The organism is Paraburkholderia madseniana (genome assembly GCF_009690905.1).
In the GTDB taxonomy this organism is placed as follows: domain Bacteria; phylum Pseudomonadota; class Gammaproteobacteria; order Burkholderiales; family Burkholderiaceae; genus Paraburkholderia; species Paraburkholderia madseniana.
Map to the genome: position 1 here is coordinate 21,734 of NZ_VOSW01000028.1, position 16,502 is coordinate 38,235.

A 16,502-nucleotide genomic window follows, 5' to 3' on the forward strand; every position below is an offset into this window, starting at 1 on the left:
GCATGTCCGCCGATTCCCGTCCCGATCAACTGGTTCTCACGGTCGCCTGTCCGAGCGCGGCGGGCCAGGTTGCCGCCGTCGTCGGCTTTCTCGACCGGCATCATTGCTATATCGACGAACTGACCGTTTTCGACGACGACCTCAGCGAGCACTTTTTCGTACGCTGCGTGTTTCATGGCGTCGACACCAATGAGACCCTGCACATCGCTGCACTCAGGCGCGAATTCAAATCGATCGCCGAGCGCTTTCGGATGACATGGGCGATGCATGACGTCGGCACGCGGCCGAAAGTGCTGATCATGGTGTCGAAACTCGAACACTGTCTTGCCGATCTGCTGTTCCGCTGGCGCATGGGTGAGTTGAAGATGGATATTGTCGGCATCGGCTCGAATCATCGCGATCTCGAACCGCTCGCGCAGCAGCACGGCTTGCCGTTCCATCATCTGCCGATCAGTGCCGATACGAAGCCGCAACAGGAAGCGCGCTTGCTCGAGCTGTTCGAAACGTCAGGCGCTGAATTGATGATCCTTGCGCGCTACATGCAGATTCTTTCCGGCGAAACGAGCCGTGCACTCGCGGCACGTGCGATCAACATCCACCATTCGTTTCTGCCCGGCTTCAAAGGCGCGAAGCCTTATCACCAGGCGCATACGCGCGGCGTGAAACTGATCGGCGCAACGGCGCACTTCGTCACCGACGATCTCGACGAAGGTCCCATCATCGAGCAGGTTGTGGAGCGCGTCGATCATTCATACAGCCCGGAGCGACTGCTGGCGACGGGACGCGACGTCGAATGCATCACGCTTGCGCGGGCCGTGAAGGCGTTTATCGAGCGACGGGTATTCATCAACGGTGATCGGACTGTCGTGCTGCAATAAACAGAAACGCCGCTCGAGAGCGGCGTTTTTTTGCAGGGGTTGCCGCTCAAAACAAGCGGCAATTCACTCACCTGAAATACGAAATCACTTCACCCAGCTATCCACACGATCTCCGTGCGCACTAATCCACGCATCGGCAGCAGCCGTCGGCTTCTCGCCGTTTTGCGTCGCCAGCATCACGCTGTCGATCTCGCCCGGTTTCCATTGGAACTTCTTGAGGAACGCGACGACCGTCGGCGCCTTCGTCTCTAGTCCAGGATTGACGACGCTATCCACGTGCTCCGCTTCGCCGAACACCTTCTTCGGATCGTCGAGGAATTTGAGCTTGTACTTCGCGAACATCCAGTGCGGCTTCCAGCCGGTGACGATGATCGGCTTGCTTGCCGCTTCCGAACGCGCCAGTTCCGCAGTCATCGCGCTGCCCGAGCTCGGCATCAGTTGATAGTCGAGCCCGTATGCCTTGATCGCTTCGCTGGTTTTCTGCATCACACCCGCGCCGGCATCGATACCGACAATGCGTGAGCCGAATTCCGTCTTCTTCGCCTCCAGATCGCCAACGCTCTTCACGTCAACGTTATCCGGCACGATCAGACCGATCTTTGCATCGTTGAAATTGGCACCCAGGTCGACGACTTTATCCTTGAAGTTGTTCCAGTACGCGCCATGCGTGACCGGCAGCCATGCGGACAGCGTCGCGTCGAGGTCGCCGCGCGCCACGCCTTGCCACATCACACCGGCCGCGACCGGCACGAGCTGCACCTGATAGCCGAGGCGCTTTTCGATCACGCGCGCGGCGACATTTGTGGTTGCAACGCTGTCGTCCCAACCCTCCACATAGCCGATCTTGATGGTCGGCTTGGAATCGGCCGACACACTCACGCTGCTTGCCGCCAGCGCAGCACTCAACGCGCTCAACACGAATATCTTTCTGATCAGTCTCATCACCGTTCTCCCGTTCGCCATCCAAACTACCCATTGAGCATTTAGAATCGCCAACCAGAATTGCCGGGTAGCGTTGTTTTCCGACATCCAGTTGTCCGCAGGCGACTTCGACCGCGACCGCGAGTCCGGGTCCCGCTCTTGTCTTACTTATCGACGACGAGATCGCTCAACGGCTTGCTGCAGCACAGCAGCACCATGCCCTGATCGACTTCGCGCTGACGAATCCCGCCGGCGTGTTTCATTGCGACTTCGCCGGACACCAGCTTCACCTTGCAGGTACCGCACATACCCTGCGTGCACGAGGACGGAAGCCGTATGCCGGCCTTCTTCGCCGCGTCGAGTACATGCTGGCCGCTGCCGCATTCGATCTCGCGGTTGCTTTTGGCGAAACTCACCTTGAACGTCGTTTCTATTTCCACCGGCGTGACCGGCACCTGCGCGGGTGCAAATCCAGCCGCGTGTTCACGCGCTTCGACAAAGCTCTCCGCGCTAGCTGTGGGTGCCTGCAATACATCGCCGACATGCGCAGTCGTCAATTGCGCGGCCACTTCGCTGATCGTCTCGAACGAGAAGCTTTCCTCGTGGTAATGGCTGCGATCGAAGCCGCCTTCGTCCAGGAGATGACGGACTGCCTGCATGTACGGCGCCGGACCGCAGGTGAAAATCTCGCGTTCAAGAAAATCCGGCGCGATGAGTTTAAGCAGCGGCAAGGTCAGAAAACCGGTGACGCCTGGCCAATTCGTGCGCGCACCAAGCCGCTCACAGACAAACGCCGTGCGAAAATTGGCCTGATTCGATGCAATCAGATCGAGTTCACGCGCGAAGATGATGTCGTCCGGCGTGCGGGCGCTGTGCACGAACACGATGTCGCTATCTTCGCCGAGTTCGTGATGTGCGCGACTCATCGACATCAGCGGCGTAACGCCGGAACCCGCCGACAAGAATAGAAACTTACGCGCCGGATGCCGCGCACAGGTGAACTCGCCGGACGGCCCCAGCACACGAACCTCCATACCCGCGTGCAGATTGTCGTGCAGCCAGTTCGACACCTTTCCGCCCGGCACGCGCTTCACGGTGATGGAGATGGTGTGCGGACGCGTGGGCGGCGAGGAGATCGTATAGCAGCGATTCACCGCCTCGCCGTCTATCTCCAACTCCAGCGTGATGAACTGCCCCGGCTCGAACACGAACGCCCGCTCGGACGGTGCGCGAAAGAACAAGCTCTTGACGTCGTGCGTTTCCTGACGGACCTGGCAGCACACCAGCGTCTCGTCGGTATCGCTGTTCCAACGTGCCGGCAACGTCTCCCAGAACCGCGGCCGCGTGACCCGGCTTGAAGTTCCGCGGCTTGAAGCCTCATGGTTCGGAGCCGGCTCGGGGCTGAGCTGAAGCGTCGCCTGATCGCGCATCATTATTTTCTCCCGCTCCTGGTTGCGGTATCGCGCTCAGCGCATGAAAGACACGACTTTTTCGCCGTGCGACACCGGCGTATCGCCGGCATCATGGGTTTGGGGCGCATTGCTGTACTCCGCAATACGGCCGATGTACCACTCGCAGAACTTCTCGACGAGGCCTTCGGTGAACGGCGAGTACGGACCCGGTTCGTAGGCGCTGCTGGTTGCGCCGCGTTGCGAGTACTCCACAAGCGCGCGGTCCTGGTCATTGGTGGCGCGCCACACGGCCGTGAGATTGTTCACGTCGTAATCGATGCCTTCGCGTGCATCCTTGTGGACAAGCCACTTGGTGCGCACCAGCGTTTTTCCTGCCGACAGCGGAATCACCGAAAAGCTGACGATATGGTCGCTCATGAAGTGATGCCACGAATTCGGTTGCGTCCAGAACGAGAGGCCACCGAGGTCGGCCTGCTCGAAACCGCCGAGCAACTTCTTCGAGGCCACCTTCGCGTCCATGGTCTGCGATTCGCCGTCGCGATCGAGCGGCAGGCGTTGCGTGCGGAAACCCGTCACCAGATCCGCCAGACGGTCGATTTCCGCCGACGGCAGTTTCATCGCCTCCCATTGCGCGGTACGGCGCGCCACGGTCTCTTCGAACGCGGCCATGCCTTCTTCGTTGGCGGGCGTGCGCTGATACCCAAAACCGTATTCGTAAAGCGAAATCGTCAGCTCGGGATGATTCGCGACGCAGTGGTAGCACTCGCGATTGTTCTCCATCGTGAGCTTCCAGTTGCCCTCTTCGATGATATCGATCGTCGCTGCGACCTTGCAGCCGGCGAGATCGTGCGGCAGCAGGTACGGTTCCATCGCGGCGCGCATCACGGCGAAGTCGGCGGGTGGCTCATCCGCGAGACAGATGAAGATCAGACCGGCGAGATTCTGGAGGTGCACCGCTTTCAGGCTGTGCTTGCAGCGGTCGAACTGATCGCCCATATGCTCGGCGAACATCAGATCGCCGTTCAGGTTGTAGGTCCAACTGTGATACGGGCAAACGATATTGCCGAGCGAACCCTTGTCCGTATTGCACAAACGCGCGCCACGATGGCGGCAAACGTTGTGGAACGCCCGCACCTCCATGTCGTCGTCGCGTACGATCAGAATCGAATCGTTACCGATTTCCACCGTGATGTAGTCGCCCGGTTCCGGGACATCCGGTTCCACCGCGACCTGAATCCAGTGCTTGCGGAAGATCGCCTCCATGTCGAGCGCGAAAATCTCGTCGCCCGTATAGAACGGCGCTTCCAGCGTGTGATTCTTTTTGCGGCGTTCGATCATTGCGCGAACGTCTGCCGAAACTTTCATTGTGTGCTCCGTTGCATGTCACGTCTGGCGCTGCGCCAGGCCCTCCTGGTCGCATGCTGGCCCGAACCGGAAATCAGTAATCCACAAGTTGATGCTCGCGCAAATACGCGAGGATCACTTGTGCTTTTTCGACGGAACTCCCTTCAATTACGACGCTGCCACCGCGGCTTTCGGTCGTCGTCGCCGAGAGCATGCGGGCATGACCCGAGCGCTTCTCGGCGGCGGCGAGACGCACCGGTTTGGCGGTCGCGGGACGGATTGTCCAGGCGGGTTCGTCGGGGTTGGCTGAGGCCGCGCGTCCGGACGCATCTGTCGCGACTGGACGGATCGTGCCTTCGCGCAACCTTGCATAGGCGTAGCTCGGCGCCGTGTTGGCCATCGGATGCACGGCGATCAAGGCCGGCAGCCGCACTTCGACGCGGCGGCGCAAGCCTTTCGGCATGAATTGCCGGACTTCGGCGCAGCCGTCGCGAATCGTCAGATCAACCGCTGCGCCGACCAACGGCAACTCAAGCGCACTGGCGACGCGATACGGCAGCATGCCGCTATCGAAGGCGCCTTCGGCACGGGTGCCGGTCAATACGAGGTCGTAGCCGCGTAGACGTGCGGCGAGCGGTGCTAGCGCATCGCCTCGCCATTCAGGCGTTGCCGGCACTTCCAGCACCTCGACAGTGCGCGCGCCGAGTGCCAGATATTCCTTGAGCGCCGGATTCGACGGATCGCCCGCGTGCAATACGTCGAGCGTCGCGCCGTGCGTTTTGGCGAGCGAGAGCGCTATCGTCAGCGCGGCGGCGTCGTTGCGGCTGTAGCGCGCGGTGCCGCTGACCGGGTGCCGCCCCACAGAAACCAGTACGGCGATTTTCATGCAAGCGCTCCTTCCGCAACAGCCGTTGAATTCAATAGCGCAGCCCCCGTGCCGCGTGCCGTGCGTGCAGCCGCCGCGGCTTCATTCAGCGCCGCGATGGTTTCTTGCGCGTCGGCGATGACGGTCAGATTGGCGCGTTTGGCGATTGGCGCGCTGGCGTCAAGATTCACCGCGATCACGTGCCGGCAATCCTTGATGCCCTGCAGGTGCTGAACCGCGCCGGAAATGCCGAACGCGATATAGACGCTCGCTTCGACGGTCTTGCCGGTGGCGCCAATCTGCTTGTCGCGGGTGAACTTGCCGTCGTCCACGGCGACGCGGCTTGCGCCGATCGCAGCGCCTAATGTGGCCGCGAGGCTCTCGAACGCGTGCACATCGCTGACGCCGTTGCCTGCCGAGACGATGAAATCCGCCTCTTCGAGCGCGAGCTGGGCGGCGTCGATCTCCTCGATGCCAAGATCGCGCACGATGCCTTTGGACGACGCCGGCTCGCCATCGAAACGCCACACCACTCGCTCACCCGCACCGACAAATGGCAACTTCGGATCGACCGCGTTCGGTGCGAGCAAAACGACCTCAGGAAGCGCGCGTGAGGCGAACGTCGTATTCGTCTGAATATAAGCCGCGACATGTGCTGCATCGATTTCGACGACATGTGTCGCGACGCTTGCGTTCGCGGCGGCCGCATAACGGCGGCCGAGATCGCCATCGCCAGTGGCGTTGTCGGGCAGAAAAATGTGCGCCGGCGCATAGGCCGCGACGCACGCGGCCAGTGCGTTCAGCTCGTCGAGCGGCGCGAAAACGCGGCGGTCGAACATCGGCAACTCGATCAGCTTGTCGGCACCGAGCGCGGCGGCGTCGCCGCTGAACTCACCGAATACGAGCAGTACGACTTCGGTTGTCGCGTCCGCGATCAGCGCAGCGGCGGCCAGGGTCTGGCGCGCGTGATCGTCCAGCGCGCCGCGGTCCGCGTGGGCAGCCACCAGCAGCACACGCTGCGCTGCAGCCGTCGTGCGGCGCGGTTTTGCGTGCTCGCGATGCGCCGACCCCGTCGAGCCATGCGCCACGAGTTCCGTCGAGCCGGCAACAGCCGTCATGCCAAGCGTAATGCGCCTGAGCCCATCGGCCGTAATCGTGAACGGCCGGCGCGGATCGATTCGTTTGAGATTGTTCATGGCGTTACTCCAGCGCCGCTGCAACCAGTTCGGCGACGTCCAGCACTTCCGGACGCGGGCCGACCACGCCTTCGAGCATCGCCGTGCAATTCGGGCAACCCACCGCGACGATCTCCGCGTTTATCGCGCGGGCGTCGTCGATACGGATGTCCGGAATGCGTTTTTTCCCGGGGATGTCAGTCAACGGTGCACCACCGCCGCCTCCGCAGCAACGTCCGCGCATACCATTGCGTTCCATCTCGACCACCTTGATGCCGATGGATTTCAGCAAACGGCGCGGCGCTTCCGTCTCACCGTTATAGCGGCCCAGATAGCACGGATCGTGATACGTGATCTTGCGGTCCGCGAACGCAGCGACCGCCTTCGGCGACAGCTTGCCGCTCGATACCAGTTCTTCGATCAGTGCCGTGTGATGCTGGACCTCGTAGAAACCGCCGAGTGCGCGATATTCGTTGCGCAGGCTGTGCAGTACGTGGGGATCGGCGGTAACGATCTTGCGGAACGAGTACTGCGAGAGCGTGCCGATCAGCCGTTGAGCGAGTTGCTGGAAGGTCGCTTCGTCGCCGAGACGCCGTGCCGTGTCGCCAGTATCGGTTTCGACGCCGCCGAGCACCGCGTAGTCGACCCCCGCCCGGTTCAGCACTTTGATCAGCGCCCGCAGCGTGCGCTGATAGCGCATATCGAACGCGCCTTCGCCGGCGATCAACAGCACGTCCACCTGCCGTCCCGGTTGCGCGACCTGTACTTGCAGATCGACAGCCCAGTCGTAACGCGCTCCGATGTCATAACCGTTCGAACTGCCGGTCTCGCGCAGATTGGCGAGCGTAATCGGACCTTTGCCAGGTACGCTGCCTTCAACCAACGTCTGGTTGCGGCGCATATCCACGATCGCGTCGACGTGCTCGATCAGCATCGGGCACTCCTGCACACAGGCACGGCAAGTGGTGCACGACCACAGCGTGTCCGCTTCGATCAGGCTCGATACGAGCGGCTTGCCCGGCGCGCCGCCGTGTTTGCCGATCGGAATGCCGGGCGTCGGGCTGCCGGCATAAGCTTCGTCCGTGCCACCGACCATGCCCGTGACGAGATCCTGAATCAGCTTCTTCGGATTAAGCGGCTGCCCGGCGGCAAACGCGGGGCACGCCGCTTCGCACTTGCCGCATTGCACGCAGGCGTCGAAGCTCAGCAACTGGTTCCAGCGGAACTCGACCGGCTTGCCGACGCCGTATTCCTTCGTGTCGAGCAGCGGCGCCTTCAATGCGGTCGGCGGCACGACATCGTTATCGTTGCGCTCGGCAAAACGCTCCTGACGCGGGTGAAAGGCAAGATGCAGCAGCCCGGCGAGCGCATGTTTCATCGGACCACCGCGAGCCGCTCCGAAGGTCATCGTGAACGCGCCGACTGCGATCAGCAACGCGACGATAATCGCGAAAGCACCCGACATCGCCGCAGCCGGCAACGCGATGAACAGCGCCAAACCGAGTGCGAATGATCCAAGCAGCAGCGGCAGATGATCCCAAGGCCCACGCGAGAGCCGTGCCGGAACCGCCTTCGCGCCATGCCGCCGGCGCCAGACGAACACCGCGCCGACCAGCATCACCAGCGCGGCCAGAAAGATCAGCTTGTCGAGCCACGGCGAGTAGATCGCGAGACCGTAGTTGACGAACACCAGCGCCATCGCGAGGATCGCCCCGCCCGCCGTCGCGACGTGCGTCTTCGCGATATACGGGTCTCGCGCGACCACATGGTGGAGGTCGACGAAATAGCGCTTCGGGATCGCCAGCAGATTGGTCCAGCCGTACGCGCCCGCTGGCGTGGCGCGGCCTTCGCGCCAGTAGGCAGCGCGTTTGGCGAGCGCGAACGCGAGACCCGCTACCGACAACCACAGCAGGACGGTGATGACAAACACGGGGCTCATCGTCAGAAATCCTTGCAAAGGCGCAGCGCGTCGTAGATAGCGCCGTGAATGTTATGCATGGAAATGCAGTCGCCGACGCGGAACAGCAGGAAGCGGCCGTTGCCGATTTCTTCGCTGAGCGACGGTTGCGGCTCCGACGCGAAGAGCTTGTGCACGTCCACCTGGCCGCGATTCACCGACTCGGGCTTGAGCGTCCAGTAGAGCTGGTCGTTCGGCGTGCTGCCGTTCTCGATCACCACCTGATCGACCGCGCGCTCTTCCTGCTCTTCCGTGTACTCGTTGCGGATCACGGCGATCTTCTTGCCGTCTTCCTCGTACACCTTGTCGAGCCAGTAGTTCGGCGTATGAATCACACCTTGCGCATAGAGACGCCGATAGAAAATCGGGAACGTGGTGCCGCCGACATCGTCGGCCACCTTCACGTCAGGCGTCACGATCTCGACATTCGAGCCGCGGCTCGACATGAAATCCGCTACGCCCGCGCCGGCGTGCGTGCTGACGCCGTCATAAACCAGCACGTTCTTGCCTGGCTCAACCTTGCCCGACAGCACATCCCAAGAACTGACCGCAAGCCCTTCTTCGACGCCCCACGCCGCCACTGGCGACGTGAACGACGAACCGCCCGTGGCCAGCACGACGATGTCCGGCTTCTCCGCCATGATGGTTTTTTCGTCGGCGGCGACGCCGAGACGTCGATCGACACCGAGGCGTTTCGTTTCCATATCGAACCAGCGCACGATGCCCGCCATCTGCTCGCGCTGCGGCGCTTTCGCGGCCAGCATGATCTGACCGCCGACGTAGTCGTTCTTCTCGAACAGCACCACGTCATGACCGCGCGACTTCGCCACGCGCGCCGCTTCCAGTCCAGCCGGACCCGCACCGACCACGACCACCTTGCGCTTCGGCCCACTTGTCTTCGCGATCACGTGCGGCATGGTTTCTTCACGCGACGTCGCGGCGTTCTGCACGCACAGTACATCCAGCCCGTTGTACTGGCGGTCGATGCAATAGTTTGCGCCGACGCATTGTTTGATCTCGTCCTCGCGGCCGTCGCGGATCTTGATGACCATATGCGGATCGGCGATCTGCGCGCGCGTCATGCCGACCAGATCGACCATGCCGCTTGCGAGCAGACGTTCCGCCTGGCCCGCGTCGCGGATGCTTTGCGCATGCATCACAGGCAGCTTCACCACCGACTTGATCCCGGCCGCGAGATGCACGAACGGCTCGGGCGGCAGCGCCATCGGCGGCATGCAGTTCGCCAGCGTGTTGTGCGTATCCGCGCCGGAACCGATCACGCCGAGGTAGTCGATCAGACCGCTTTCGCTCATCGCCTGGGCGATCTCTTTCAGTTGTTCGTGATCGAGACCGTCTTCATGGAATTCATCGCCACACATGCGCAAACCGACGCAGAAATCCGCGCCTACCGCTTCGCGCACCGCCTTCAACACTTCCGTGCCAAAGCGCAGGCGGTTTTCGAGCGAGCCGCCCCATTCGTCGGTACGGAAATTCGTGCGCGGGCTCCAGAACTGATCGATCAGGTGCTGGTGGGCCGCAGAAATCTCGATGCCGTCCATGCCGGCATCTTTCACACGCTTGGCAGCCGCGGCAAAGTCCGTGATGATGCGGCGAATCTCTTCCACTTCGATGATCTTCGCATTGCCGCGGTGTACCGGCTCACGCACGCCGGATGGCGACATCAAATGCGGCCAATGCTCGCCATGAAACGCCGAGCGGCGGCCCATATGCGTGGCCTGAATCATGATCTTTGCGCCGTGCTGATGCATGGCTTCGGCGAGCCGGGCGAGCGGATCGATGATCTTGTCGGTCGAGAGATTCACCGACTTCCACCAGCCTTGCGGACTGTCGATCGACACCGGGCTCGAGCCGCCGCACACGGCGAGGCCGACGCCGCCCTTGGCCTTCTCTTCGTAGTAACGGATATAACGATCGCCGGGCAGACCGCCCGGCTCCGCATACACCTCGGCGTGCGCGGTGCTGACGATGCGGTTGCGCAAAGTCAGTTTGTTCAGCGTGAGAGGCTTGAAAAGGTTCGGGTAACGCATCGCGATCGACCTCGGAATGAATAGGCTGTGTGCGTTGTTGTTACGACGCGAGCGGCGACACTTCGAACACGCAGTGATCGTGGCCTTCGGCCGCGCAGCGCGCTTCCTTCGAATGGGACGGCGGACCCTTGCGCTGTCCATCCGGCGCGGTGTCGTTGACCCAGTCCATCGCGCCCGCGAACCAGCCGGCGAACATGTAGCAAAGCTTGCCTTCCTTGCCCGGCTGCGCAAGCACGAACGACGAGTGGTGCAATTCAATGCGGGCGCGCGAGCTGGACGGATCGGCTTCCGTAATCGTGAAGAGGCCCCAACCGCGTTGCGACAGGCGGTTCAGGTAATGCTCGAACACCGCCATACCCGCAATGCCGTGCTGTTTCGCTTCCTTGTCGCACCAGAAATACGCGGACTTGTAGCCGGCCTTGTAGAGAATCTCGGCATACGTGTCGATGCCGAGCGCTTCCTCGACAGCCGTGTGGTTATTCGTGAAGAAGTGGCGCGGCACGTAAAGCATCGGCAGCGCGTCGGTGGTCCAGACGCCGGTGTTCGGATCGACGTCGATAGGCAGTTGGGGTTGCATGTGGGGCTCCGTTTTTATAGGTTCAGGTTCTGTGAATGGCGAATCAGACCTTCCAGACTTCGCCGAACACGCGCACCCAGTTTTCACCCATGATCTTCTTGATGCGCGTCTCGCTCCAGCCTGCGCGTTCCATCGCGGCCGTCAGGTTCGGAAACTCGCCGATCGTGCGAATGCCTTCCGGATTCACCACTTTGCCGAAGTTCGTCAACTGGCGATAACGGCCCTTGTCGTGCGTGATCCAGTCGAAGAACTCAGTGCTATAGCCTTGCGTGAAGTCCGTACCAATGCCGACCTGGTCTTCGCCGATCAGGTTCACCACGTATTCGATTGCTTCGATATAGTCTTCGACGGTCGCGTCCGGGCCGCGCTTCAGGAACGGCGCAAACATCGTCACACCAACGAAACCGCCTGCATCGGCGATCTCTTTGAGTTGCTCGTCGCTCTTGTTGCGCGGATGCTCTTTCAGGCCCGACGGGCAGCAATGCGAGTAGCACACCGGCTTGTTCGAGGCCGCGATCGCTTCGGACGACGTCTTGCCGCCCACATGCGAGAGGTCGACCATGATGCCGACGCGATTCATCTCCTGAATCACTTCACGGCCATAGCCCGACAGACCGCCGTCGCGTTCATAGCAGCCCGTGCCGACCAGATTCTGCGTGTTGTAGCAAAGCTGGACCACGTTCACGCCGAGGTCCTTGAAGGCCTCGATATAGCCGAGGTTGTCTTCGAACGCATGCGCGTTCTGGAAACCAAAAATGATGCCGGTCTTGTTCTCTTTCTTCGCACGCAAGATGTCGTCGGTGGTGCGCACGAGGGTCAGGATCTCGCCGTATTCGCGGATCTGCTGCTTCATCTCGGCGATGTTGTCGACGGTTTTCTGGAAGCTTTCCCAGACCGACACTGTGCAGTTCACTGCGGTTACGCCGCCCTTGCGCATGTCCTCGAACACCGAACGCTCGAACTTCGAAATGTTCAGGCCGTCGATGATGATGCTGTTGTCGTGCAGAGTGCTCATCGTTTGCTCCAGGCGTGCTTAGTAGATGGGAAAGCGTTCGCACAGCGCGAAAATCTCGCGGCGCACGCGTTGTTCTGTTGCGGCATGGCCTTCCGGGTGATCACGCAGCGCGTCGAGCACCTCGACGATCAGCCGCCCGACTTCGCGGAACTCACTCACGCCAAAGCCGCGCGTCGTGCCCGCCGGGGTGCCGAGGCGAACGCCGGAAGTGACAGTCGGCTTCTCGGTGTCGAAAGGAATGCCGTTCTTATTGCAGGTGATGCCTGCGCGTTCCAGCGCCTGTTCGACCTGATTGCCTTTGAGGCCCTTCGGGCGCAGATCGACCAGCAGCAGATGGTTGTCCGTGCCGCCCGTGACCAGATCGACGCCACCCGCCTTCAACACTTCGCCGAGTGCCTGCGCATTCGCGAGCACGTTATCGATGTAGGTTTTGAAACCCGGTTGCAGCGCCTCGCCGAACGCCACCGCCTTGCCGGCGATCACATGCATCAGCGGGCCACCCTGCAAGCCCGGGAACACGGCAGAGTTGATCTTCTTGGCGATGTCTTCGTCATTCGTCAGAACAAAGCCGCCGCGCGGCCCGCGCAACGTCTTGTGCGTGGTCGACGTGACGACATGCGCGTGCTCGACCGGATTCTGGTGGCGGCCGGCCGCGATAATCCCGGCGATGTGCGCCATATCCACCATCAGCTTCGCGCCCACGCCATCGGCGATCGCGCGCAACCGTGCGAAATCCAATGCGCGCGGATAAGCCGAAAAGCCCGCGATCAGCAGCGCCGGTTTGTGCTGCTGCGCGAGTTCCTCGATCTGCTCGTAATCGATCAGCATCGTGTCGCGATTCACGCCGTATTGGACCGCGTTGAACCACTTACCCGACATTGCCGGCTTGGCGCCGTGGGTCAGGTGGCCGCCCGCGTCGAGCGACATGCCGAGCACCGTGTCGCCCGGCTTCACCAAGGCGAGCATCACGGCGCCGTTGGCCTGCGCGCCGGAATGCGGCTGCACGTTGGCGAATTTCGCGTTGAAAATCTGCTTGATGCGATCGAGCGCCAGCGTTTCGACCACGTCGGCGTATTCGCACCCGCCGTAATAGCGCTTGCCCGGATATCCTTCCGCGTATTTGTTGGTCAGCACCGAGCCCTGCGCTTCGAGCACCGCGCGCGACACGATGTTTTCCGACGCGATCAATTCGACTTGCGACTGCTGGCGCTCCAGCTCTTTCAAAATGGCGCCGCGCACCGCCGCGTCACGCGTGGCCAGCGATTCTTCGAAGAAAGGATTCGGGTTCGACATGGAAAGTCCGTGGGGTGGTTGGCGAAGGACCGGAAGCGGCTGTGAAGCCTGGCTATGAAGCGGGCTGCTGATCGGGCTGTGAAGCCCTGCTGCCACCGGTCTGCATTGGGTCTATTCTTGACTCTCGCCCCGCGCGCCAATTTACGAATTCAGACGCGTTCTTTGCCTTTTCCGCCATGAGCGACCTTTTTCGACAAGTCACGATGGCAGGTTTCGAACGATCGTTAGCTGTTCGCGCTTTTGCTGCACTGCAGCTGATCGTTGTGCGCAGTTCGGGTGCGCGTGTGGACTCAGGTAGCTCCGTTCTGGTGCCGTTCGTGTAGCGATCCGACTGTATTGATGCGCAACCGAGGGTTTAGCCTGATGGCACGTTAGTTGCGCTCGTCCTCAAAATTGCAGGAGTCGCCGCCCCCCACGGCGACGCGACATTACAGATTCGAAGGATTCATTTCCCCCATGTCCACCGATCGCACGGCGTCGCTGTCGCACTTTGCATTCATGCCGGTGCCGAACTTCACGATGATCGCGTTCACCAACGCGATCGAAGTTCTCCGCATGGCGAACTACCTGACTGGACAAACGCTTTACCGCTGGTCGATTGTGAGTCCCGAAGGCGGCCCGGTGATGGCGAGCAACGGCCTCTCGGTCGATACCGGTCCGGTCGAGTGTGTCGGTCAGCCGGATATCGTGTTCGTGGTCGGCGGTATCGACGTGCAGCGCGCCACCACCCCTGCCCACCTCGTCGCGCTGCGCCGCTTCGCCCGCATGGGCAGCGTGCTCGGCAGCCTGTGCACCGGCACCTATGCGCTGGCGCGTGCCGGCTTGCTGGCCGGTTACGCGTGTGCGATTCACTGGGAGAACATGTCGGCGCTCAAGGAAGAGTTTCCCGACACGCGCTTTCTGAAAGAACTGTTCGTGATCGATCGCGATCGCGTCACGTGCACGGGTGGCGTGGCGCCGCTCGACATGATGCTCAACCTGATCACGCCGCGGGTCGGTACAGCGCGCGTCACACAGATCGCGGAGCAGTTCATCGTCGAACACGTGCGCGATAACAGCGCCCAACAGAAAATGCCGCTGGTGGCGCGACTTGGATCGGCCAACAAGTCGCTCTTCGAAGTGATCTCGCTGATGGAAAACAACATCGAAGAGCCGCTTTCGCGCGAAGAACTCGCACGACTCGCCGGCATGTCACAGCGGCAATTGCAGCGCCTGTTCCGCGAACATCTCGGGATGACGCCGACGCATTACTATCTGACGCTGCGCTTGCGGCGCGCCCGCGAGTTGCTGCTGCAGACCGACATGTCGATCATGCACATCACGATGGCTTGCGGCTTCCAGTCGGCTTGCCACTTCTCGAAGAGCTATCGCGACGCGTTCGGCACCGCGCCGACGCGCGAACGGCGCAAGCAGGCGCCGTCGCTGGCGGCAGCGCCCGTCATGGCGGCTTGAGTCGATTGCCTCACTGATTGATAACTTCACCGCCTGAGAACACAACACATGCGTCGAACGGGAACCCGCTCAGCGCATGCGTCGTGATCACGCTGTTCTGCCTTGCGTGACAAAGTCTCAGGCAGGACCGCGAAGGCGGTCCCTTTCCGCCCTTAAGCCGCTTTCAACAGCCCGTGCGGGTCGATCACAAACTTCTTCGGCGCGCCGCCATCGAACTGCCGGTAACCGTCCGGGGCCTGGTCGAGCGAGACAACCGTCACGTTCACGATATCCGCAATCGGCAAGCGGTCCCACAGGATCGCCTGCATCAGATTGTGGTTGTACTTCATCACCGGCGTCTGCCCGGTGTGGAACGAGTGCGACTTGGCCCAGCCGAGGCCGAAACGGATGCTCAGGCTGCCTTTGCGGGCGGCGGCATCGGTGGCGCCCGGATCGTCCGTTACATACAGACCCGGAATGCCGATCGCGCCCGCAGCTCGCGTGATTTCCATCAGCGAATTGAGCACCGTGGCCGGCGCTTCCTCATGCGAACCGCTGCTGCCATGACCATGCGCCTCGAAACCGACGCAGTCCACCGCGCAATCCACTTCGGGCTTGCCAAGAATCTGTTCGATCTGCTCGCCGAGCGTCGCGTCCTTCGAAAGGTCGATGGTCTGGAAACCCATCTTGCGAGCATGCGCCAGACGCGCCTCATTCATATCGCCGACGATCGTGCAGGCCGCGCCCAGCAAGCGCGCCGAAGCGGCGGCGGCCATTCCCACCGGCCCCGCGCCTGCAATGTAGACCGTAGCGCCGGGCTTCACACCCGCCATCACCGCGCCGTGATAGCCGGTCGGCAGAATGTCGGACAGGCACGTCAGGTCGCGGATCTTCGACATTGCCTGAGCGTGGTCGGGGAATTTCAGCAGATTGAAGTCGGCGTACGGCACCAGCACGTACTCGGCCTGGCCGCCGATCCAGCCGCCCATGTCGACGTAGCCATAAGCGCCACCCGCCCGCGACGGATTCACGTTCAGGCACACGCCGGTGTGCTGCGCCTTGCAAGTCGGACAGCGTCCGCAAGCGACGTTGAACGGCACCGACACCAGGTCGCCGACCTTCAACGTTTCAACGTCGCGGCCCACCTCGATCACCTCGCCGGTGATCTCGTGACCGAGTACGAGGCCGACCTCGGCGGTCGTGCGGCCGCGCACCATGTGCTGATCGGAGCCGCAAATATTCGTGCTGACCACCTTCAGGATCACGCCGTGACCGATTGACCGGCCACGCGGATCGACCATCTTCGGGAAGTCGATCGACTGAACTTCCACCTTGCCCTGCCCTAGATACACGACGCCGCGATTGCTGCTCATTTGTCTGTCTCCATGTCTCGTGAGCGGCGCGCCTGACTCTACGTGACGCGCCGTTCAACGAGCGTAGCGCCCGCTGAAACAAAGGACATGTACCGAACACGACACCGGTTTGGCAGGAACCGACACGCCGGGCGCAACCCATGCCCACGCTGATGCAACCCGGTTTTTATTGATTGACCGTTCAATATAAAAAAACTAGTATTCCCCATCGAA

The 16,502-nt window shown here is 61.8% G+C and carries 13 protein-coding genes; 2 read left to right on the forward strand and 11 right to left on the reverse strand.

Annotated elements, in window-relative coordinates; all coding sequences use genetic code 11:
- Positions 1-2 precede the first annotated feature (2 nt).
- The gene (gene purU, locus FSO04_RS16450) at positions 3-878 is read left to right on the forward strand and encodes a formyltetrahydrofolate deformylase (RefSeq protein WP_154560689.1); all 876 of its coding nucleotides are present in this window, start codon (positions 3-5) and stop codon (positions 876-878) included.
- 84 nt (positions 879-962) lie between these two features.
- Here purU and FSO04_RS16455 read toward each other — a convergent pair whose 3' ends face one another.
- The 10 genes from FSO04_RS16455 to FSO04_RS16500 form a co-directional block, all read right to left on the reverse strand.
- Positions 963-1,820, reverse strand: a complete 858-nt coding sequence (locus FSO04_RS16455; protein WP_154560690.1) for a glycine betaine ABC transporter substrate-binding protein — start codon at positions 1,818-1,820, stop codon at positions 963-965.
- 143 nt (positions 1,821-1,963) lie between these two features.
- Positions 1,964-3,232 carry an FAD-binding oxidoreductase gene (locus FSO04_RS16460; protein WP_372342761.1) on the reverse strand — a complete coding sequence of 423 codons (1,269 nt, stop codon included), beginning with the start codon at positions 3,230-3,232 and terminating at the stop codon, positions 1,964-1,966.
- Positions 3,233-3,265: 33 nt separating this feature from the next.
- Positions 3,266-4,576, reverse strand: a complete 1,311-nt coding sequence (locus FSO04_RS16465; RefSeq protein WP_154560691.1) for an aromatic ring-hydroxylating oxygenase subunit alpha — start codon at positions 4,574-4,576, stop codon at positions 3,266-3,268.
- 73 nt (positions 4,577-4,649) lie between these two features.
- Positions 4,650-5,441, reverse strand: a complete 792-nt coding sequence (locus FSO04_RS16470; RefSeq protein ID WP_154560692.1) for an electron transfer flavoprotein subunit beta/FixA family protein — start codon at positions 5,439-5,441, stop codon at positions 4,650-4,652.
- Complete coding sequence (locus FSO04_RS16475; protein ID WP_154560693.1) at positions 5,438-6,616, reverse strand: electron transfer flavoprotein subunit alpha/FixB family protein; 1,179 nt, start codon at positions 6,614-6,616, stop codon at positions 5,438-5,440. The genes FSO04_RS16470 and FSO04_RS16475 overlap by 4 nt, the downstream gene beginning before the upstream one ends.
- A gap of 4 nt (positions 6,617-6,620) precedes the next feature.
- Positions 6,621-8,534, reverse strand: coding sequence for a (Fe-S)-binding protein (locus FSO04_RS16480; RefSeq protein WP_154560694.1), 1,914 nt, complete (start codon positions 8,532-8,534; stop codon positions 6,621-6,623).
- Positions 8,535-8,536: 2 nt separating this feature from the next.
- Complete coding sequence (locus FSO04_RS16485; RefSeq protein ID WP_154560695.1) at positions 8,537-10,600, reverse strand: NADH:flavin oxidoreductase; 2,064 nt, start codon at positions 10,598-10,600, stop codon at positions 8,537-8,539.
- Between the two features lie 40 nt (positions 10,601-10,640).
- Positions 10,641-11,177, reverse strand: coding sequence for a DUF5943 domain-containing protein (locus tag FSO04_RS16490; protein WP_154560696.1), 537 nt, complete (start codon positions 11,175-11,177; stop codon positions 10,641-10,643).
- Positions 11,178-11,220: 43 nt separating this feature from the next.
- On the reverse strand, positions 11,221-12,192 hold the full coding sequence (locus FSO04_RS16495; RefSeq protein ID WP_007177107.1) for a dipeptidase: 972 nt from the start codon (positions 12,190-12,192) through the stop codon (positions 11,221-11,223).
- A gap of 18 nt (positions 12,193-12,210) precedes the next feature.
- Entirely contained in the window at positions 12,211-13,485 is a 1,275-nt protein-coding gene (locus tag FSO04_RS16500) for a serine hydroxymethyltransferase (RefSeq protein WP_154560697.1), read from the reverse strand.
- A gap of 456 nt (positions 13,486-13,941) precedes the next feature.
- Here FSO04_RS16500 and FSO04_RS16505 point away from each other — a divergent pair, with 456 nt between their 5' ends.
- Positions 13,942-14,937, forward strand: a complete 996-nt coding sequence (locus tag FSO04_RS16505) for a GlxA family transcriptional regulator (RefSeq protein ID WP_154560698.1) — start codon at positions 13,942-13,944, stop codon at positions 14,935-14,937.
- Positions 14,938-15,089: 152 nt separating this feature from the next.
- Here the strand turns inward: FSO04_RS16505 and fdhA are convergent, their stop codons facing one another.
- Positions 15,090-16,289, reverse strand: a complete 1,200-nt coding sequence (gene fdhA, locus FSO04_RS16510; protein WP_154560699.1) for a formaldehyde dehydrogenase, glutathione-independent — start codon at positions 16,287-16,289, stop codon at positions 15,090-15,092.
- Positions 16,290-16,502: the final 213 nt, after the last annotated feature.

Bases quoted from the DNA above. Each gene is read 5' to 3' on its own strand.
- FSO04_RS16455 (WP_154560690.1), bottom strand. From the start codon at position 1,820: ATGAGACTGATCAGAAAGATATTCGTGTTGAGCGCGTTGAGTGCTGCG.
- FSO04_RS16505 (WP_154560698.1), top strand. From the start codon at position 13,942: ATGTCCACCGATCGCACGGCGTCGCTGTCGCACTTTGCATTCATGCCG.
- FSO04_RS16490 (WP_154560696.1), bottom strand. From the start codon at position 11,177: ATGCAACCCCAACTGCCTATCGACGTCGATCCGAACACCGGCGTCTGG.
- FSO04_RS16465 (WP_154560691.1), bottom strand. From the start codon at position 4,576: ATGAAAGTTTCGGCAGACGTTCGCGCAATGATCGAACGCCGCAAAAAG.
- FSO04_RS16470 (WP_154560692.1), bottom strand. From the start codon at position 5,441: ATGAAAATCGCCGTACTGGTTTCTGTGGGGCGGCACCCGGTCAGCGGC.
- FSO04_RS16500 (WP_154560697.1), bottom strand. From the start codon at position 13,485: ATGTCGAACCCGAATCCTTTCTTCGAAGAATCGCTGGCCACGCGTGAC.
- FSO04_RS16485 (WP_154560695.1), bottom strand. From the start codon at position 10,600: ATGCGTTACCCGAACCTTTTCAAGCCTCTCACGCTGAACAAACTGACT.
- FSO04_RS16475 (WP_154560693.1), bottom strand. From the start codon at position 6,616: ATGAACAATCTCAAACGAATCGATCCGCGCCGGCCGTTCACGATTACG.
- fdhA (WP_154560699.1), bottom strand. From the start codon at position 16,289: ATGAGCAGCAATCGCGGCGTCGTGTATCTAGGGCAGGGCAAGGTGGAA.
- purU (WP_154560689.1), top strand. From the start codon at position 3: ATGTCCGCCGATTCCCGTCCCGATCAACTGGTTCTCACGGTCGCCTGT.
- FSO04_RS16460 (WP_372342761.1), bottom strand. From the start codon at position 3,232: ATGATGCGCGATCAGGCGACGCTTCAGCTCAGCCCCGAGCCGGCTCCG.
- FSO04_RS16495 (WP_007177107.1), bottom strand. From the start codon at position 12,192: ATGAGCACTCTGCACGACAACAGCATCATCATCGACGGCCTGAACATT.
- FSO04_RS16480 (WP_154560694.1), bottom strand. From the start codon at position 8,534: ATGAGCCCCGTGTTTGTCATCACCGTCCTGCTGTGGTTGTCGGTAGCG.